Genomic DNA, 19,396 nt, shown 5'->3' with positions numbered 1-19,396 from the left:
CAAACTTAACTAAAGCCATCTTTAGCCAAAATTCAGAACTCACTTCCTGCGCTGTTGGGTGGTCGGCCATCCCAAGATAAGCAGGCTATCCCCCAATAGCCTTGGGTTCCCAATTTAAAATATTCTTGCCTGGCATTTAAATCGCTGTCTATCAACACGCCGCAAGCCGGACAATTATAAATCCTTTCGGCTAAAGGCATATCTTTTTTATGCCCGCAACTGGCACAAATCTTAGAACTGGGAAACCATCGATCTATCAGCACTAAGCTCGCTCCATACATTTTGCACTTGTACTCTAGCTGTCGCCTGAATTCGTAAAAACCTAAGTCAGATATTGCCCGAGCTAACTTGTGATTTGCCAGCCAGCCTCTAACATTCAAGTCTTCAATCTTAATTAGCTTGAAAGTTTTAGCCAAATAAGTTGTCAACTTGTGAAGGAAGTCTTTACGAATGCAGGCTATCGTCCGCGCGAGCCTGCGGAGCTTGCTGTAAGTTTTGCGCTGGTTGTTTGAGCCTTTTATTTGCCGATGAGCCTTTCCCTGCAACCGCGCCAGCTTGGTTTTCGCTTGCTTTAGAGGTTTTGGCGCATCAAATACTTGAGAGTTTGATAGGGTGACAAAAGATTTAACACCTACGTCAATTCCTACAGAACCTTCAGGTTGTTGGACTGGCAAACCTTGGGCATCAACACAAAAAGAAACTCTCCCAGCGATTTCCTTCTTTTGAAATGGTAAAAGTTTGAGATACAAACCCATGCGGCAGTGGCTCGTGAAGCCGAAAAGTCCCCAAAGTAGGAATCTTGATGCTGTTGCCAGATTTTAGTAGAACTTTTCCATTAGAAGAATCAACCGTGAATGATTGCCCGTCTCGGCGGCTGGCAAATTTTGGATGGGCGGCTTTTCCCAAGCGATACCGACTGAACGCTTCTTTCAAGTCAATCAAAGCGTTTTGGTAAACACGAGAAGACAACTGGTTCATCCAAGCGCATTCAGGTTGTTTCTTGACGTGATTGGTAAGAACTTTCTTGACGTAGTTGATGACCTTTGAGTCTGAAAACTCACCTGCACCGTACATTTGGACTCGCAAGCTCAAACCCATGTTAAATACTACAGGCCGAAATCCTGCGTGCTTTGCCATCAAGGTTGCTTCCCTATTATTCAATTTTAGCGCTCGCTTGACGGCAAACATGGTTAAACCCCCTCTCGGTAATTAACTGTGGACAAGTTTAGTAAACTATTTGGCACGCTATGTCCAACTCCAGTCTTCTGATTGAGTGCGCTTCACTAACGCGGCTAAGGCAGGAGATTCCGGCGCGGTACAAAGATCCAGGTACGGATCGAGATTATTTGCCAACTCTTCGGCTTGTTGTAATTGGGCCGAGAATGCTCGATCGAGATTATCGATTTTTGCCAATTGCTCGGCGAGACTTTCGAGTAAAGAGGCTAAAATCCCGACAGCGGTAACGGGTCTCACGGTCAAACCCCAGATGTGGAAAGATTTCCAGCTCTGCCTGACCCCACGTACATATCTTCCCCATCGCCGCGGCGCGGATAGTCCTGACAGATTTCTCGATGAACCAGTAGGGCTTTATCCAGCTCACCTCGAGTCAAATCATTCATGAAAAAGCATTCACCAATGGGGCGGGGAGCCGCAGCACGTTGAAGACCATCACGGGTACGACTGATCGATGTTGTCGCTTTCCAGAGCAGTTCTGATGTGAGATAAGGGCTATCAATTGCTAGTCCGAGGCGGCTCATTAACCCTAAGATCCGATCGCGATCGGCGATCGAAATGTAGCCCCGCTGCCCAGCAATAGTCGCCGAAAAAGCCATATCGATGGCGACACTGTGGCCGTGGAACATCGGAATTTCCGGCGTTAGTTCCAGCGTCGGACTCCAAGTGTGACCGTAGGCAATCACCCGATCCAAATCTAGCTCGTGTAGGTTTGGTACTTCTAAGGCCAGCATCGACTCAATCCCCTTGTAAGTGAGCCGATGTGCCACTTCTTGAAGTTCCGATGTGCCGTCTACATAACCAAAATGGGTGTGCAGCAATGCTTCGCCGTAGTTTTCTAACAACTCAAAGATTTCTGTGTTACCTACTACGGCGATCTTAATTAACTCTGCCATCCCATTTCGTATTTGGTCGATCGGCAGAGTTTTCAGGAAAGAGAAATCTAAAATTACTTTCTGCGAAGCGTGGTAAGCACCGAGGCGGTTTTTCAGCTTACCGTGGTTCACAGCTACTTTGATCGCCACACTGGCATCAATTAAGCCAATTAAGGTTGTGGGTACGCGAATGTAGTTAGTCCGACGGCGATAAGACGAGCAGGCATAACCAGCTACGTCTGTCGTCAATCCACCACCGACTACCAAAACAGGCTCCTTCCGCACGAGTCCGAAATCAACGAAGGCATCTATGATGCTTTCAAACGTTTTTAACGTCTTATCAGGTTCCTTGATATTAACCTGAAAGACTGTTAAATCTATCTGGTGATGCTTGAAATAATGATGCATCTGTGCACCGTACAGACCGTAGACTGTTTCATCTACAACCATTAAACAGCGACCAAATTGGCGGTAACTATCGGCAATCTCAGGATTCTCAAGCTTGAAAGCACCATCTACGTATAGCAAGCTGAAATCTATTTTTTCGTACCCCTCAATCTGAAAAGCTCGATCGGTAGCTGTAAATGTTGCTTGAATGTCACCCATAAGGTTTTTCCACTTTCATGTTGATAAGTAACTGTAAGTATCCGGCCGACCTTCAAAACTCTCAATCCTTTTGCAGAAAAGCTTTCTAGGCACTCTCTTGACAAAATTATCCTTTTATATTATCTCAACAATTAACCTAGAAAGTTGTTTTCAGAGCTGTTTATTAAGAAGAGGTTAAATACTTATCGTACAGCATTTAGACTGAAATCCGTGCTAGGGGATCGAGTTTAGATAACCTCAATACTTACACCTAAGTTAACATAACGGATTTCAGATATTTATTCAACCTTATTCAACACCAAAATTCGATAATACCTCTTGGGGAATAGACGATAATCTAGCAATTCCACATTTTTCAAAAGTTTAGGAGGATCTCGGTCTTTGAGAAGGTATGTGTGTTCCTGAATCGGTCTTTGAGAAGGTATGTGTGTTCCTGAACAGGAAGTGAATCAAATGCTGCCACTTGTCAAAATCTGAATTGGGAATTGTGGCCATTGTTGGCAAAATATGCTTTGTAGAAATTACAGTATTCGATCTGACGATACATCCGGGGCTATAGCCAGATTTACTTCGCCCGACAGCACTTGACCAGCAGACCCACTAGCTAATTGACCGTAAGAGTTTACGCCCAAACCATTAACTTGACGCATCAAAGTGCCCATTTCCAAAGCACTCATCGCATAATTCCAGCCCAAATTGCTTTTAATTCCCGCCCTTTCCAAAGCTTGCTGCATCGTATCAGTCGTCACCACCCCAAAAATCACCGGTACACCAGTTTGAAAAGCAGCCGCAGCAATTCCTTTAGAAACCTCACCAGCTACAAAATCAAAATGCGGAGTTTGACCCCGAATTACCGCACCCAGACAAATTACCGCATCGTAGCGACCAGAAAGAGCAGCTTTGCGGGCCACCAAAGGAATCTCAAAACATCCGGGAACCCAATAAAAATCAACTTGATTTCCCTGAGGATTGATATCAACCCCGTGGCGCTTCAAACAATCTTGACATCCTTCCAAAAGTTTGTTGACAATCAAATCGTTAAAACGACCGATGACAATTGCAAACCGGAGAGATTCAGTTTGAGTAAAAGTTCCCTCGAAAACAGTCATAGTGTTCTATTTTAGATTTTAGCATTTATTTTTTTGCAAGAAGGCAAAATTTAGAAAGCAGAAACATCTCCTCGGGATTTCACTTGGAAAAACCTACAGTCTGCTATCTAGAAATATTCGGGCTGGTACGTTTTCAGGTCGAGGGCCTTCCAGTTACCTACAAATGCTTTCTACCTTCTACCTTCTACCTTCTACCTTCTACTTTCTACCTGCGGTCGGGCTGGGAAAATTTAAACTACCAAAAAGTTCAATACACCCACTGCAATAACAAGCAAAAACCAGAGACCAGAACCAGCAAAAATTAGCGATTTAGACTGATTCCAGTTTTGGGGAGAGGCATAAGCAACTGGCACGCCAACCACCATTACAAAAGACAGCAGTACCAAAGCTAGTAAAACCAATTGAAACAGAATTGATAACATCTTTTCTCCTTTCGATATAACCGTGCGTTGTGGATGAGAAATAGTTTGTCCTAACCTAGAGAAACATTCCAGGTGAGAGTTTTTGGTTCGCTCAAAAACCGGTTGAATTCCCCGACTTACGTCGTGGAGATTTCAAAATTTTAGACCAAAGTTGCATCTCCCAGATCGAGCTGTGGAGTAACTCTAAAATCTCAAATCTCAAATCGACTGACAGTATCCCGATAGTAATCCAGAAATTGTCGGTTGATTGATACGAAAGAGACTGTGCAAATTCGGGCGTTGCGCGAACAGGCGCCAGCGGCTCTTGAGATTTGCATCAATTTTATCATTGTTCGCTACTTCACATACTCACCGACCGTCGCGGACGGTGATTCCTAAGCCTCACAACTTAGGTTTCTGCTTCGATCGCAGCAGCCTCGACCCTCAAGGAGATTTGGTCTTATGCTCGCTCCACAGACTAACCCCGCAAGAGAAAGCGGTTTTATGTGTCGAATACCAACAAAAATCTTTGTTGTTTGATTCTAGGGGTGGACTGCCCATTGCCCTGTCCTCTTTTCCCGGTCTACCGATTTTTCTTCCCCGTTGCAATTGTTGCAAGCTTTGGAGACGCGGGTTTATGCCTCCATCGTCACGGGTGGGTCATTGACCACTGAAATTATACCCGTAAAGCCGTCCTAAAAGGACGGGGTTTCTACCCAAATTTACTGATGACAGAACACTGGGTTCGAGACAGGCTGAAGGCTGAGTTAAGCAGTCGAGGTCGCATTAAACCTCGGAAACCGGGTTGATTCCTAGATTTCTGGTTCTTCGCCGCAAATTTTTTACCTGAACCCGGTTTCTAGCCCCATGCGTAAGTCCTGTTACAGCCCGATCGCCCGCTCCGGTATCAAAGCCCCAGAAATTGCTAATCTGGGAGTGAGAGATGCGGGATTTTCGGTTATGGACTTAGTTTTGTGCCACACAACAGCAGATTTTGACGCCTTGGGCGCGGCGGTGGGACTATGCGTGCTGCGCCCCGGTAGCAGAATCGTGCTGACTGGCGGATCTCACCCGACGGTACGGGATTTTTTGGCGCTGCACCGCGACGAGTACCCGCTGATCGAACGCCGATCGGTCAATCCGCAACAAATTCGATCGATTACTATAGTAGATGCCTCGGGGCGCGATCGACTGGGAAAAGCCGCAGAATGGCTGGATTTGCCACAACTCAACGAAATAGCGGTTTTTGACCACCATCTCCAAGCCGATTTAGACATCCCCGCCACGGTGACACAAATCGAAGCAGTCGGCGCAACCACCACATTAATTGTCGAAAAACTCCGCGAAAAACTCCAAAATGCAGCCGAAAACGGCGATACAACATCCAGCCTGCAGCCTTCTGAAGCCACAGTTATGGCCCTCGGAATCCATGTCGATACAGGTTCCCTCACCTTTGAGGGCGCAACTGCGCGAGATGCAATGGCTTTGGCGTGGTTGATGGAACAAGGAGCCAGTTTGCGGGTAATCTCTGAATATGTAGAACCCGGTTTGTCTCCGCAATTGCAGGATTTGCTCAAGGAAGCGCTGAATAATTTGCGATCGGAAACCTTGCACGGTTATACAGTAGCTTGGGTGCTGCTATCCACTGAAGCCTACGTGCCCGGACTTTCGGCCCTAGCTTCTCGCTTGCTGGATTTAACTGAAAGCGATGCTCTACTTTTAGGCAATGTCTATAAATTTAGCGAAAACGACAACCGCAACATCGCTGAATCCGCAGTTTCCAACCGCTTAGCTATTATCGGTCGATCGCGCATTGAAGGCACAAACCTCAGCGAATTGTTCAAACCCCTCGGCGGTGGAGGCCACGCCCGCGCCGCTTCCGTAGCTGTACGAGATGTCGATCCGCTGCTAACTTTAAATGAATTAGCGGAGGAACTCAAAACTCAAATTCCCCACCCTCCGACAGCCCGCGAGTTAATGTCCTCTCCAGTGCGGAGCATTCGCCCGGAAACCTCCGTCGGAGAGGCTCACCGTATCCTCCTGCGCTACGGACATTCGGGGCTGTCAGTGGTCGATGCGGGCGATGGCGTCCCGCCCCGCAAGCTACGACTGGCGGGAATTATCTCGCGCCGTGACATTGACATCGCCCTCCACCACGGTTTCAGTCACGCCCCAGTTAAGGGTTACATGACTCCGCAGCTAAAAACGATCGCCCCGGATACCTTGCTGCCAGAAATTGAAGCTTTAATGGTGACATACGATATCGGGCGTTTGCCAGTATTGGAAAACGGCCAACTCGTGGGAATTGTGACTCGCACTGACGTGTTGCGGGAATTGCACCAGCAAAAAGCGCGCGATAGTGGAAGTAATGCTGAGTTGTCTAATTATCCTGTATCTGAGTCGGTTGAGCAGTTGTTGCGATCGGGCATTAGTAGCGAATTATGGCAATTATTGTCGATCGCGGCCAACATAGCACAACAGCGCGGCTGGCAACTTTATATTGTCGGTGGAGCAGTGCGGGATTTACTGTTAGCGACGGATGATAAACTGGCGATCGCAGATATTGATTTGGTAGTCGATGGCAACTGCGGTACCGACGATTCCGGCGCTGGAGTCGAATTAGCCTCAGCCCTGCAAAAGCTTTACCCCAACTCGCGTTTAGACATTCACGGTCAATTTCAAACCGCCGCCCTATTGTGGCACAAAGACTCTGCTTTCGGCTCGCTGTGGCTGGATATCGCTACGGCTCGTACTGAATTTTATCCTTATCCGGCGGCAAATCCTGAAGTTGAAGCGAGTTCGATCCGCCAAGATTTGTACCGCAGGGATTTTACAATTAATGCGCTGGCTGTGCGGTTGGGTTTTCCGCGCAGCGGCGAATTGTTGGATTTTTTTGGCGGTTTGCAAGATTTGGAATCGCGGCAAATTCGAGTTTTGCACGCTAACAGTTTTATCGAAGATCCGACGCGAATTTATCGGGCGGTGCGGTTTGCGGTGCGGCTGGGATTTTCAATAGAGTCGCAGACTGAAGGATACATCCGCCACGCTTTGGAAAGCGGGATTTATTACCGCATTCAGGGGGAAAACGGCCGAGCTCCGGCTTTGGAAACTCGCCTCAAAAGTGAATTGAAGTACATTTTGCAAGCTCCTTATTGGCAGGTTGCTTTGGAAATGCTGGGAGATTTGCAGGCTTTGCGCTGCATTCATCCTACTTTGGAGTTGGATCGGGAGTTATGGCGGCGGCTGCGTTTGCTCGATCGATGTTTGAATGGAAGGAAGAAATCCGAGGGAAGTCGGAAGAAGGAAGAGGGAAGTCGGAAGAAGGAAGAAGGAAGAGGAAAGAAGGAAGAAGGAAGAAGGAAGAAGGAACAAACTATTCCCAATGCCCAATTCCTAATGCCCGATGCCCAATGCCCAATTCCCAATGCCCAATTCCCAATGCCCAATTCCCAATTCCCAATTATCAATATTCCTGATTGGCTGATGCGGCTGGAAGTTTCGATCGCTTATTTAGCACCGGAATATCGGGTTAAGGTGGCTGCAAATCTTCAGTTACCTGCTGACAGCATTAAACGGCTGGAACATTTGGAAGCTGGAAATCAGGAATTAGCAGAGAATTTGCCGAAGTGTAAATCACCCAGTCAGTTGGTATTTCTGTTGCGGAATTATGAGGTGCCGCTGTTAATTGCGATCGCCCTCCAAAGTCCCCGAAGCGCCCGCCGCCAGATTTGGCAATACCTCACAAAGTGGGCTAATGTTGAGCCGCCTTTAAACGGCAATGACTTGAAGGCTTTGGGTTACAAGCCCGGGCCTGGGTTTAAACTGATGTTGGATGATTTGTTGGCGGCTGCGTTGAATGGCGATTTGGGCGATCGGGCTAGTGCGATCTCTTTCTTAGCACAACGCTATCCTCAATCTTAGTATGGTGTGTGTTAGCAGCGGGTTATTTTTTGTACGCACTGCGACCAAAGAAACCGGGTTTTTTCGCAAATCTGCGCGCTGTGACGCCGTATTCTCCTAAAAAACCCGGTTTCTGACCACCTGTGCGTAATTCCTATAATTGCTGGCACATCCTACTCAACTTTTACTATCCGTTAAATTCCCTACATTTATCGTTGCCGAACTTTCTTACTTCATCGGTTAAATCCGTTAAAAAATCCGTTGCCGAACTTCCTTCACTCTTGCGATCGCACATTATCAATATTCCGAGAATTCACGTGAAAAAACAGCGCCCTCCTGGTTTGATCGCAATTGTCCTTTACAAAAGTTTTGTGGCTGCCCTCTTGACAGTAACTTCGCTCGCTTTGCTTTTGGCACTGAAAAATTATCAAGCATTGGAGGATTTTTCAGAATCGTACTTCTTAGAAAGTAAATTAAAACTTGTTGAGCTTTTACTAGATAAAGTTCTAAGTATCAAGCCTAAAACATTACTGTTTAGTGGACTTGCCGCAGGACTTTACGCCGCTTTAACTGCTGTTGAAGCAGTTGGTTTGTGGTACGAAAAAGGCTGGGCAACTATTTTGGTTTTAGCGCTGGTAGGCATCAGTATTCCGCCCGAAATATATGAGTTATTTCATGGTTTTACCGTACTTAAGCTGGCGGTTTTTATCGCAAATATAGCGGTGTTTTGGTATTTGCTGCACCATTTGCCGAAGCACGGTAAGAAAGATTAAAGTTCACATGATTCAGAGGAAACTCACTTGATTCGATCCGTGTCACCATCTTCCATAGACTTGCATTGCATTCCCAAGCTTTCCAATCAGGAAATGAATCTGCGTCGATCGGCGTCGATCGGCGGTTGAAGAATCAATCAAAGATTTATGCAATAAGTCTAATTTCCTCCCAACACGCATCAAAATCACCAGTTGTTTTATTTCCTCAAGCTCAAACTCGACATAGCGTCATCCTCTCGATCGCAAGATGGCTTATAAGTCAAATAAAAACCTAAATATTTACATAAAGCTGCGAATCGTAAAGATTTGGTAAACCGAAGAGGGGTGATACCCCCCCATGAGTTATAGTGATAATCATATAGATGCACCCTGATGGCTTTCCCGTTCCAAAAGAGCGGGATTTTTATTGGCAAAATATTGTGTTAAGTTTTAAGACGCCTGCTACAGATAAAATAACCGCCAGAGGCAAAGATGACCGGGCAGAGCGAAACCGATAACTAAGGCACCGATCGCCGATCGAACATCAGGCCTAAAGAAAGCTAAACAACCCAAAGGCGGTAGCATAGTTTGGGAACCGGCATCAACTAAAGATGAACTTAGCGCCAGCAACAGTCCTGCAACAGGGCAAATACACAATTAACGAGACTTTAGGTAGAGGAGGGTTCGGCATCACTTACCGAGCTACCCACACCCAATTAAACCAAACCGTCGTACTCAAAACCCTCAACGAAAGTCTGCGCCAACACCCAGCCTCGGCCCAGTTTCAGCAGCAGTTTATTGCCGAAGCCCAGCGCCTGTCTCGATGCCAGCATTCAAACATCGTCAGGGTAATTGACTTTTTTGAAGAAGCCGGACAGTCTTTTATCGTCATGGACTACATTCCGGGCCAAACTCTCGCCCAAATAGTCGAAACCGATCGCCCTCTACCATTCGCCCAGGCACTGCACTACATTCGGCAAATAGCCTCAGCGGTAAGTACAGTTCACCACAGCGGATTGCTACACGGAGACATCAATCCAGAAAATACGATCCGGCGAGCCGATTCTCATCTAGTAATGTTGATAGACTTCGGTATTGCTCGCGACTTTACCGCCGGGAGGAAACAAACTCACACTAACTTGCTCTCCCCAGGATACGCGCCGATCGAACAATACCTCTATGACGGTAAATGTACGCCGGCTACAGATGTTTACGCGATCGCCGCCACCCTATACTACTTGCTCTGTGGCGTAGCACCCGTAGCAGCACCCCTGCGCGATCGCATTCCCCTGGCTTCTTTGCGGCAATTTCAGCCCAACCTCAGCCCCGGCATCGAGCGAGCAATCCTTCAGGGACTCGAAACCGACCCCCAGAAACGCCCCCAGACAGTGGAAAATTGGCTTACTATGCTGCAGCAAGAAACAGAGCGACTATCCGCAGACAGAACAAACAAGCAAAGTCTGCGATTGCCCGCACCTCCTCCCCCACAATTGACTTTCCTGGCGTTTGTCGTCACGGCTGCTATTGCAGGCTGGATGGGTTTTGACTTGGCCTGGCGCTACAACAGCATCAGTGCCAGCAACAACAGATCCACAACTCAATCCTTCCCATCTCTGGAAGATTTGCTCAAATCCCGCGATTTGTCAGGGCCCATGTTCGGGCAGCCATCTGTCGAAAGCAGCCCTTTCCCTCCACCCCAACTCAACAAACAGCCCAAACCCACGTCAGACAGCAGTATATCGGAAGCGATCGACAACTCAACAGCTAGCGCCGAACCTTCTGCCTCCCCAAGCCCGGAGACTCCCGCCCCAGATCCTGAACCAGAACCTTCTGCATCCCCAACTTCCGATCCCGAAGCGCAGGCTTTTGAGTCCCCCATTCCAGAACCTAAAACCGAAATCCAGCCAGCACCGGAAGCAGCATCCGCACCCGTACCAGAAGTTCCACCCCTGCCACCCGAACCCCGCAGATACTCCCCTCCCGTACCCACCCCCGCCCCGTCTGCTGCCAATAGTTCTGAAACATTCCCACAGGAAGAATCCGCGCCGACAGTACCGTCGCCGGCTGTAGGATCGTCGATCGAACCGCCCATACCAAGCCAAAGCGGCAGCAATGCCGATAGTTCGATCGCACCTTACTCGTCGCCCCCCGTGCCAGAACCGACAGTGCCTTGGACTGAACCTGCGACAAATTAGTATTCTTTTTGTTGCTTAAAATGGCGAACGAATCGAGTGTGGATTGAATAACCCCCTCCCGAACCACTGACAATTTCGCACAACCTGGGATCGACTCACAAAATACCAATAGCTTCTGCCTGAATTTATTGAATATTTCCTATTTCCTAAGCACTCCGAATTTCTGTCCATAAAAATGTATAAATATTTGATATTTTGTGGGAAATCATGTTAATATTGAGGCACGGCGGCTAGGTTGTGTGAGGTCGCGCATTAGTTCTGGCAATGCTACTAAGCTTGAGAAATCTGTTAGTAACACCAGATCTGAGAATGCAGCGAGTTGCCCTGCCCGGTGCCGAGATGCGATCGCCCTCCGTGCAAACAGTTGTTTTTTTCGGTGCAAGCCAGGGCCGTGCGTCGATTCGGGCAAACTTCCTTTCTTTGGAAGCGCCATCGAGGATAAGCAAGTTATAATTCGTTGCGGAAGCGTACAGAGATTTTTTTATGAGTAAACCCCCAGTTCATGCCTTTTTTGTAGGCAGAGCAGTTGCCGAAGCACTGTACGAGCAATTAGAAAGCGCAGCAACCAACGCTTTATCCGAACTCGGCAAATTTGACGCCGAACAAAGAGAACGCCTGCGCCAGTTCACAGATCGAGTTGTGGAACGGGCTAACCGAGCAGCCGATGAGGCGATGCAGACCAGAACAGGTACTGCAACCACCAGCACTACTACCATTCAAGACATCCATCCCGCAGACTTGCAAGTAACGATCGACGAGCTGCGCGCCGAAGTCGCCCTCGTGCGCTCCGAATTGCAGCGCTACCGCAGCAGTTTGCCTTAACAAAGGGCGATTCCAGCGGACGATAGCTTTGCTAGTGACGATCGCAACAACTACTGATTGCGAGCGACGAGCGCAAAGCAATGCGCTCCTGCGCTCCTTCCTACCCGCAATCAAAGCAACAACATAAAATAAGCAATTTGGGAACCCAAGTGTCTGCTCTCCTTGATGACTCTGTTAATCGCCAGCGCTCCCCCAAGCGTACTAGCGACGCCGATGAGCCAAAAACTGCTGGTAAATCATACAAAAGTAAAGCTTATCGCTGGAATCGCGAAAAATATTCCCGCCAGCGGCGCTTCTTCGACATTTGGGCCTTTGTCTTGCTCTGGTTGGCTTCGCTGTGGTTCGACAGCAAAAACTGGAGCTACTGGGGAGGCGTAACTGAAGAAAAGAAAGTTGCTAGACGCCGCTTTCAAGCTATCTGGGTTCGAGAAACACTATTGGATTTGGGGCCGACTTTCATTAAAGTCGGACAATTATTTTCCACCCGCGCCGACTTGTTCCCGGCAGAGTTTGTCGAGGAACTTTCTAAGCTGCAAGATAAAGTCCCTGCTTTCAGCTACGAACAGTTAGAGGTAATTGTCGAGCAAGATTTGGGCAAGACTGTTGAGGAACTCTACCGCAGCTTCGATCCCGTGCCCCTGGCCGCTGCCAGTTTGGGCCAGGTACACAAAGCTCAACTGCACTCGGGCCAAGAAGTTGTAGTAAAAGTGCAACGCCCTGGACTGCGGAAGCTGTTTGAAATAGATTTGCAAATTCTCAAGGGCATTGCTCGCTATTTTCAAAACCATCCTAAGTGGGGCCGCGGCCGAGATTGGATGGGGATTTATGAGGAATGCTGTCGCATTCTGTGGCTGGAAATTGACTATCTCCATGAAGGCCGCAATGCTGATACTTTTCGCCGCAATTTTAGTAGCTGCGACTGGGTGCGGGTGCCGCGAGTTTATTGGCGCTACGCGGCTCCGCGAGTGCTGACTTTGGAATACCTGCCGGGGATTAAAATCAGCCATTACGAAGCTCTCGAAGCCGCCGGGATCGATCGCAAATTAATCGCTCAGTTAGGCGCCAAAGCTTATTTGCGGCAGTTGCTCAACGATGGCTTTTTCCACGCTGACCCACACCCCGGCAATATCGCTGTGAGTGCTGACGGAGCCCTGATTTTCTACGATTTCGGCATGATGGGTCAAATCCAGTCCAACGTTCGCCAAGGACTGATGGAGACTCTCTACGGCATTGCTTCCAAGGACGGACAGCGGATTATGGATTCTCTGATCGAGTTGGGCGCTTTGGTTCCCACGGGCGATATGAGTCCGGTGCGCCGCAGCATCCAGTATATGCTGGATAACTTCATGGACAAGCCTTTTGAAGAGCAGTCGGTGAGCGCGATTACCGACGACCTTTACGATATTACCTACAACCAACCTTTTCGCTTCCCAGCTACTTTTACTTTTGTAATGCGAGCTTTTTCGACGATTGAAGGGGTGGGCCGAGGCTTAGATCCCGAGTTTAACTTTATGGAGGTGGCACAACCTTTTGCCATGCAGCTTATGACTAATGGAAATGGCACTGATGCAACGGGCAGCATTTTTAACGAACTAGGCCGTCAGGCGGCTCAGGTGAGTTCGACTGCCCTAGCTTTGCCCCGCCGGATTGAGGAGACTATTGATAAACTCGAACAGGGAGATTTGCGGATTCGCGTCCGTTCGGCCGAAGCTGAGCGGTTGATGCGCCGCATGAGCAACGTTCAAATGGGCACGAATTATACTTTGATGATGAGTGCTTTTACTTTGTCGGCAACAATTTTGTTTGTCAGCAATCAAGTCTGGCCGGCTGTCGCTGTAGCTTTGCTAGCTGCTGGTGCTGGGTTTGCTCTGTTGCGTTTGTTCAGGCGGATCGATCGTTTGGATCGGATGTCGTAACAGATTCCCATAAATCCGCAGTTCGGTCGATCGACCCGAATAGTCGATCGACCGGACTATACTTTAAATACTCGTACCGCGAAAAGTCCCGATCGAATGTTAAGTTTTGCATTGCTGACCAGAGATTTTGAAAATTTAACAAACGGCTCGTGCAATAATGACCTAGGCATTCTCTAAGTTTTCTCTAACCTTAAAACATTTATGTCACCGCTAGGGTGACAAAATGCTAAGAATAACTGAGACCAGAATAACTGAGGAATACACTTCAAATACCTGCACAAAAGGCGGGAAAGTTCCGATAAAAATTGGTAGTTTTTTGAACTTTAAATGTCTATCCTACCAATAGGAAATCAAGAGAGATTTCACTCAGAGTCGCGAAAATTCGATCGTGGCAATTGGGGATAACACCTTGATTAGCGACTTGGCTAATGATGTTTGATAAGATATCTCTGCTCTCTGAGATGTAGTTAAAAATATCAGCAGCAATTTTAAGTTTCCTTCAAATTTTGAGAATAGTCGGTATACAAAGTTGCCCGAGTTGTATCTACTTTAGAAGTTCGATGAGTCCAATCACCCAATCTATGAAACGCTCTTTCGCAGGTAAAACAGACACAGGGCTAGTTCGTTCCGTAAATCAGGATTCGTACTACATAGACCCTGACGGGCGATTTTTCATAGTGGCCGACGGCATGGGAGGACACGCGGGAGGTCAAGAAGCCAGTCGGATTGCGACTGGGGCGATTCAATCTTATTTGCTCGAACATTGGGAAGGGCCAGAAGATTCTCCCCTGTTGTTGTCCCAGGCTTTGTTAATTGCCAATCAAGCAATTTTGACCGATCAGCTCGAACATCCCGAGCGTGCTGATATGGGGACTACGGCTGTGGTTCTGATATTTAGGGATGAGGGCAGACCATGGTGCGCTAATATCGGGGACTCTCGCTTGTACCGGCTGCACGGATCTCACTTGGATCAGATTACTGAAGACCAGACTTGGGTGGCTCAGGCTGTTAAAAGAAAGGCCCTGACTCCGGATCAGGCTCGCAGTCATCCTTGGCGTCACGTTTTGTCCCAGTGTTTGGGCCGCGATGATTTGCAGGAGATAGATATTCTGCCGGTGGATGTAAAGCCCGGGGATCGCTTGTTGCTGTGCAGCGACGGCTTGACTGAGGAACTTTCCGATCCTTTGATTGCTTCGCCTCTGAAGTCGATTCGCGCCTGCGAGGGCGCTGCAACTGCTTTGATTGAAGCGGCTAAGGATAAAGGGGGACGGGACAATATTACTGTGGTGATCGTCACGATCGACCTCAAATAATCTCCTCGCGCGATGAGCGCACCTAAAAATATCCAAATCCCAAAATCTCCCAATCTCCCAATCTCTCAATCTCCCAATCTCCCAATCATAAAATCTAAAATCTAAAATCTAAAATCTAAAATCGAATGGTTCGCGTTATCGGTTTGATCAGCGGCACGTCGGTGGATGGCATTGATGCTGCTTTGGTGGATGTGGTCGGTTCTCAAACAGACTTGAAAGTGCAGTTGGTTGCCGGCAAGACTTTCCCTTATCCTGCTACTTTGCGATCGCAAATTCTATCGGTTTGCAGCGGCTCAGCGCTGTCCGTGGCAGAACTCGCCGAATTAGATGATGCGATCGCCCAAGAATTTGCGGTCGCAGCCTTGACAATTCAAGCAGGATATGATAAAGCAGAATTAATCGGCTCTCACGGTCAAACCGTCTACCACCGACCGCCAGGGAATACGGAACAGAGCAATTTTTCTGCTCCACCCACTCCTGGTTCAGACATGGGTTACAGCTTGCAACTCGGGCGGGGCGCGCTCATCGCTCAATTGACAGGCATTACTACTGTGAGCAATTTTCGATCGGCAGACATTGCAGCAGGTGGTCAAGGAGCACCCTTAGTCCCCATAGTTGATGCTTGCCTGCTGGCCGAACCCAACCGCAACCTCTGCATCCAAAATCTCGGTGGAATTGGCAATTTTACTTATCTTCCTGCCAGGAAAGATGAAGAATTGGCTGACAAGTCTGCGGTTTCTCATCTGGGCGAAGGTATCTTGGGTTGGGATACCGGGCCTGCAAATTCGCTCTTAGACTTGGCAGTGCAGCACTTCTCTGACGGAACTAAAACTTGTGACGAAGGTGGAGCTTGGGCGGCAAGCGGCACTCCCTGTCAAGCTTTAGTAGAGAATTGGCTGCAGCAAGATTTTTTTATCCAAGCACCGCCCAAATCTACAGGGCGAGAGTTATTTGGTGTAGACTATTTTAACCGTTGTTTGGTCGAGGCTCAAGCTTACAACCTCAGTCCTGGTGATGTGCTGGCTACTTTGACGGAACTGACTGTTGCTTCGATCGTTCACAGTTACCAAACTTTTTTGCCGCAGATGCCCGATCGAGTTTTATTGTGCGGGGGCGGCAGCCACAATCTCTACTTAAAACGCCGATTGCAAGCACAATTGCATCCAGTGCAAGTGTTGACTACTTCTGAGGCAGGCTTGAGTGTAGATTTTAAAGAGGCGATCGCTTTCGCGGTTTTAGCCGCCTGGCGGGTTCGGGGTATTCCCGGCAATCTGCCTCAAGTTACTGGTGCTTGTGCACCGGTTCTGTTAGGAGAAATTAACTCTTGTTGGCACAGTTGGGCATGATAGCATAGAGTCTGAGGGACAACGGCTGTGCGTTGTTGCACCAGCATTGTAGCCAGCAGGAAAAGCATAGGAACAGCACTGTGGCTCACACGTTTTTAATGGAATCTGGCCAATGGACGCTCGAAGGAAGTTGGATTGAGCGCAATGGCGTGCCAATTACGGTGAAAGGCAAAACTTTAGTGAGCTGGAACCGAACAGATTGGTTCAGTATGGTGACGAAGCTCGTGTTTCCAGGAGGCGATCGCGAAGAGATTATTTTGCAGTACCGAGGACACCTCAACAACGATGAGCGGCAGTATACTTTTGTACTCCAACACAGCGAACTCGGCCGAGTCGAGGGCGAAGGTTGGATTGCTCCTCAGTCGATCGTCCAGCGTTACTGGGTACTGGGAGACGAACGCCAGCGGCGGACGGGTTTTGATACCCTCCACCGCGTTGATGACAACCGCTACTACCAATCTAGCGGCATCATGTCCGGTCATTACTTGACGAGTACGATGGAGGCAACTCTGGAACGTCAGTCGGAATAACTCTTTCTAGAGTTACAAGTTGTCAGTTATGGGACTTGAGTAGAAAATTAAAGGTTTTGCTAGTCGGAGCTCGCCTTGCGATCTCATGCCCGGTTGATGACCACAAAAACGGTTTGTAGTGCGGACTTCAGTCCGCTCCCTGAATGCGGACTGAAGTCCGCACTACAAACCCTACTTATTGGGCTCAATCGATGGGACATGATATGATGTTCGACTTGCTCAAGGCTTGCTCAAACCGATCGGCTGCAACTTGAGAGACTTTAGAGGAGATTAATAGCTGTAGTGAAGTGTTAAGCTCGCCATATCAAACAATTGGCATTTCTAGCAATTACATACGATCGATTGATGGTCTCCGATCTCCGAATCTGTGGCTGTAATTTATTGTATAAAAAAATATAGATATTGTCGAAAGATTTATGATTTTTGAGAGGCGGAGTGATAAATTATTGTTGCTTTGTGCTGCGAGGTCGATCGGACTATTGCCGAGACTCGATCCCAACTTTTAGTAGAATCAAAAGACAATACAGTACGAGTTTGTCAGACCAGAGGATGAGTTCTCCATAGGTCGGTAAAAATTGTTTCTACCAAATGCCTCTAACCTTTAAATTCCTCCGTATATCAGTGTCGAACTCTGAGGATATTCTTGCTTTGTACGTTCGAGTGACGCCCCATCACCCCCAACTCCTTTCCGCCTGAGGGAACAGAGTAAGAGACGGAGGTCGCCGACTGCGACTCTGAGCTATTCAACTCCTGGATTGGGTTCTAATCCCCAATGGTGTTTGAGAAAATGGCGGTACATGGTTTCGCGCAACATCATTTGCTCGTAAAGTTTGACCAAAAACTCCTGAGCTTGCTCGCGGCTCATGTCACTTACCTGTGTTTTGAAGGAACACAGGCTAAATTGCTGCTCCAAAGACAATTCTGCTGGTTGGCTCATGACGAAAGACTCCTCTATAAGTAAAGGTGACTTGACAGTGAAACCTGGATTAACCAGATTTGTAAGTTGTTTCTGTAAGTTGCTTCAGCGATCGGCTGTTGGTTTCAGGATGTCCCGCAAGCCTATCTCGCTTTAGTATATTACAAAAGGTAACAATAATTTGACAAAATTACCATCTGCCCTAAGAAATAACTTAACCATAGAGATGGTAGCATGTCCGCAAAAGTTCCTTCTGCCCACTTATACCACTCTATATACTTGTCAAAAGAAAAAAGGCTCAGTATGAACCAAAATAATTGCAGCCATTTATACCAACTCGCGCGGAAATTCTCTCTGGGTGAAGGGGAGAGCGGGTGAGGGGAGATGGGGAGAGTGGGAGAATTTCTATTTCTCTGTTCTCCCTTCCCTTCCCTTCTTCCTGGTATCCGTTATCAAATCATTTGCCTAGCTTCCTTTAGACTTTTACCAGAAATAATTGGTTGAAAGCCCCAAGGCTTGTAGGGAGAAATTTAAAAAAGACGATTCATTATTCCAATCCTCGGACTGCCAGGTAGAGGTCGCCCTCTTGCAGTCAACTGTCACAGGTCAACTGAATCTGAACATCCATTCGTTAAATCCGCTACACCTGTTAAATCCCGCACACCGTTCGTTCCCAAACTTGGAAGCGTTCTCACTAATTCGAGGGAGGGACATTCGGCGGTGGAGCAGCCGCTCCGGGCCTGAAATTGGGGGCAGTGGGTGCGGGCGACACAGGAGGAATTCCCAGATTTCCCCCAGAGTTCCTCGGCTGCTGTCCGGGCGCTGGGAGAGGAGATTGAAACCCATTGGGATTGAACTGCTGCTGTCCGGGCGCTGGGAGAGGAGATTGAAACCCGTTGGGATTGAACTGCTGCTGCCCCGGAGCTGGGAGAGGAGATTGAAAGCCATTGGGATTGAACTGCTGCTGGCCCGGAGCTAGGGGAGACGGCAGGGGTTGAGGGTAATTGCCCGAAGGTGCCGCAGGAATCCCGGAATTGGGAAGTGACGGATCGTTCGGCTGCCCAGAGGGAGCCGAACTAGGAAGAGTTGCTAGGGCTACTCGATCGCCCCCTACCTCTCTCAATTTGTCTAAAACCTCGACAACTTTGGCGTATTTAGCATTTTGAGGAGCGTACAACACCGTCAAGCCGGCAGGATTTGTGCTGTGGAAACTCTTTAAAACTCGATCGAGCTGTTGGTAATTAACAGGCAATTGGTCGATATAAGTTTGCCCGAAATCGTCAATGCTGACAATCAGCATCTCTCGCATCTGCGCTTGTCCCGTCTTCGCCTTCGGTAAATCGACATTAATTGCTTGCTGGCGGGTCATTCGCACAGCCGATAGCAAAAAAAACGTCAGAATACAAAAGATTATGTCAATTAAAGGAAGCAGTTCAATCCGAGCATCTTCAGCAGGAGTATCCAAGTGAATCTTCATCATTG

General features: G+C 48.1%; 16 protein-coding genes. 8 read left to right on the top strand and 8 right to left on the bottom strand.

Annotation, left to right across the window (positions count from 1 at the left end; all coding sequences use genetic code 11):
• Positions 1-32: 32 nt before the first annotated feature.
• The 6 genes from JGK39_RS10255 to psbZ form a co-directional block, all read right to left on the bottom strand.
• Positions 33-755 carry an RNA-guided endonuclease TnpB family protein gene (locus tag JGK39_RS10255; protein ID WP_293295472.1) on the bottom strand — a complete coding sequence of 241 codons (723 nt, stop codon included), beginning with the start codon at positions 753-755 and terminating at the stop codon, positions 33-35.
• Positions 685-1,137, bottom strand: coding sequence for a hypothetical protein (locus tag JGK39_RS10250; protein ID WP_293253043.1), 453 nt, complete (start codon positions 1,135-1,137; stop codon positions 685-687). The genes JGK39_RS10255 and JGK39_RS10250 overlap by 71 nt, the downstream gene beginning before the upstream one ends.
• Before the next feature lie 108 nt (positions 1,138-1,245).
• The gene (locus JGK39_RS10245; RefSeq protein ID WP_293253046.1) at positions 1,246-1,473 is read right to left on the bottom strand and encodes a hypothetical protein; all 228 of its coding nucleotides are present in this window, start codon (positions 1,471-1,473) and stop codon (positions 1,246-1,248) included.
• Between the two features lie 2 nt (positions 1,474-1,475).
• The gene (locus JGK39_RS10240) at positions 1,476-2,714 is read right to left on the bottom strand and encodes a sedoheptulose 7-phosphate cyclase (RefSeq protein WP_293253048.1); all 1,239 of its coding nucleotides are present in this window, start codon (positions 2,712-2,714) and stop codon (positions 1,476-1,478) included.
• A gap of 521 nt (positions 2,715-3,235) precedes the next feature.
• Positions 3,236-3,823, bottom strand: coding sequence for a 6,7-dimethyl-8-ribityllumazine synthase (gene ribH, locus JGK39_RS10235; RefSeq protein WP_293253052.1), 588 nt, complete (start codon positions 3,821-3,823; stop codon positions 3,236-3,238).
• Between the two features lie 230 nt (positions 3,824-4,053).
• On the bottom strand, positions 4,054-4,245 hold the full coding sequence (psbZ, locus tag JGK39_RS10230) for a photosystem II reaction center protein PsbZ (RefSeq protein ID WP_293253055.1): 192 nt from the start codon (positions 4,243-4,245) through the stop codon (positions 4,054-4,056).
• A gap of 939 nt (positions 4,246-5,184) precedes the next feature.
• On the opposite strand from psbZ, the gene JGK39_RS10225 reads away from it, so the two are divergent.
• The 8 genes from JGK39_RS10225 (at position 5,185) to JGK39_RS10190 (ending at position 16,998) form a co-directional block, all read left to right on the top strand.
• Positions 5,185-8,145, top strand: a complete 2,961-nt coding sequence (locus JGK39_RS10225; RefSeq protein WP_293253058.1) for a CBS domain-containing protein — start codon at positions 5,185-5,187, stop codon at positions 8,143-8,145.
• Positions 8,146-8,441: 296 nt separating this feature from the next.
• On the top strand, positions 8,442-8,897 hold the full coding sequence (locus JGK39_RS10220) for a DUF2127 domain-containing protein (protein ID WP_293295481.1): 456 nt from the start codon (positions 8,442-8,444) through the stop codon (positions 8,895-8,897).
• 590 nt (positions 8,898-9,487) lie between these two features.
• Positions 9,488-11,071 carry a serine/threonine-protein kinase gene (locus tag JGK39_RS10215; protein ID WP_293248069.1) on the top strand — a complete coding sequence of 528 codons (1,584 nt, stop codon included), beginning with the start codon at positions 9,488-9,490 and terminating at the stop codon, positions 11,069-11,071.
• A 483-nt stretch (positions 11,072-11,554) separates the two neighbouring features.
• On the top strand, positions 11,555-11,893 hold the full coding sequence (locus JGK39_RS10210; RefSeq protein WP_293248066.1) for a DUF6825 family protein: 339 nt from the start codon (positions 11,555-11,557) through the stop codon (positions 11,891-11,893).
• 149 nt (positions 11,894-12,042) lie between these two features.
• Positions 12,043-13,809: an AarF/ABC1/UbiB kinase family protein gene (locus JGK39_RS10205; protein WP_293248063.1), complete on the top strand. Its 1,767-nt coding sequence runs from the start codon at positions 12,043-12,045 to the stop codon at positions 13,807-13,809.
• A 581-nt stretch (positions 13,810-14,390) separates the two neighbouring features.
• Complete coding sequence (locus tag JGK39_RS10200) at positions 14,391-15,122, top strand: PP2C family serine/threonine-protein phosphatase (protein WP_293248060.1); 732 nt, start codon at positions 14,391-14,393, stop codon at positions 15,120-15,122.
• A 125-nt stretch (positions 15,123-15,247) separates the two neighbouring features.
• On the top strand, positions 15,248-16,468 hold the full coding sequence (locus tag JGK39_RS10195; RefSeq protein ID WP_293248057.1) for an anhydro-N-acetylmuramic acid kinase: 1,221 nt from the start codon (positions 15,248-15,250) through the stop codon (positions 16,466-16,468).
• 80 nt (positions 16,469-16,548) lie between these two features.
• Complete coding sequence (locus JGK39_RS10190) at positions 16,549-16,998, top strand: hypothetical protein (RefSeq protein ID WP_293248054.1); 450 nt, start codon at positions 16,549-16,551, stop codon at positions 16,996-16,998.
• A 739-nt stretch (positions 16,999-17,737) separates the two neighbouring features.
• Here JGK39_RS10190 and JGK39_RS10185 read toward each other — a convergent pair.
• Positions 17,738-17,935 carry an NblA/ycf18 family protein gene (locus JGK39_RS10185; protein WP_006635253.1) on the bottom strand — a complete coding sequence of 66 codons (198 nt, stop codon included), beginning with the start codon at positions 17,933-17,935 and terminating at the stop codon, positions 17,738-17,740.
• 673 nt (positions 17,936-18,608) lie between these two features.
• Positions 18,609-19,394: a biopolymer transporter ExbD gene (locus tag JGK39_RS10180; protein WP_293295470.1), complete on the bottom strand. Its 786-nt coding sequence runs from the start codon at positions 19,392-19,394 to the stop codon at positions 18,609-18,611.
• Positions 19,395-19,396 lie beyond the last annotated feature (2 nt).

Origin of the sequence: Microcoleus sp. PH2017_12_PCY_D_A, assembly GCF_020738565.1 — a bacterium.
Classification (GTDB): domain Bacteria; phylum Cyanobacteriota; class Cyanobacteriia; order Cyanobacteriales; family Microcoleaceae; genus Microcoleus.
The sequence above is the reverse complement of the archived record's forward strand: the minus strand, read 5'-3'. Positions and strand labels throughout refer to the sequence as shown.

Coding starts and splice junctions, on each gene's coding strand:
- JGK39_RS10255 (WP_293295472.1), bottom strand. CDS start 755: ATGGGTTTGTATCTCAAACTTTTACCATTTCAAAAGAAGGAAATCGCT.
- JGK39_RS10250 (WP_293253043.1), bottom strand. CDS start 1,137: ATGGCAAAGCACGCAGGATTTCGGCCTGTAGTATTTAACATGGGTTTG.
- JGK39_RS10240 (WP_293253048.1), bottom strand. CDS start 2,714: ATGGGTGACATTCAAGCAACATTTACAGCTACCGATCGAGCTTTTCAG.
- ribH (WP_293253052.1), bottom strand. CDS start 3,823: ATGACTGTTTTCGAGGGAACTTTTACTCAAACTGAATCTCTCCGGTTT.
- psbZ (WP_293253055.1), bottom strand. CDS start 4,245: ATGTTATCAATTCTGTTTCAATTGGTTTTACTAGCTTTGGTACTGCTG.
- JGK39_RS10225 (WP_293253058.1), top strand. CDS start 5,185: ATGGACTTAGTTTTGTGCCACACAACAGCAGATTTTGACGCCTTGGGC.
- JGK39_RS10215 (WP_293248069.1), top strand. CDS start 9,488: ATGAACTTAGCGCCAGCAACAGTCCTGCAACAGGGCAAATACACAATT.
- JGK39_RS10210 (WP_293248066.1), top strand. CDS start 11,555: ATGAGTAAACCCCCAGTTCATGCCTTTTTTGTAGGCAGAGCAGTTGCC.
- JGK39_RS10200 (WP_293248060.1), top strand. CDS start 14,391: ATGAAACGCTCTTTCGCAGGTAAAACAGACACAGGGCTAGTTCGTTCC.
- JGK39_RS10195 (WP_293248057.1), top strand. CDS start 15,248: ATGGTTCGCGTTATCGGTTTGATCAGCGGCACGTCGGTGGATGGCATT.
- JGK39_RS10185 (WP_006635253.1), bottom strand. CDS start 17,935: ATGAGCCAACCAGCAGAATTGTCTTTGGAGCAGCAATTTAGCCTGTGT.
- JGK39_RS10180 (WP_293295470.1), bottom strand. CDS start 19,394: ATGATGAAGATTCACTTGGATACTCCTGCTGAAGATGCTCGGATTGAA.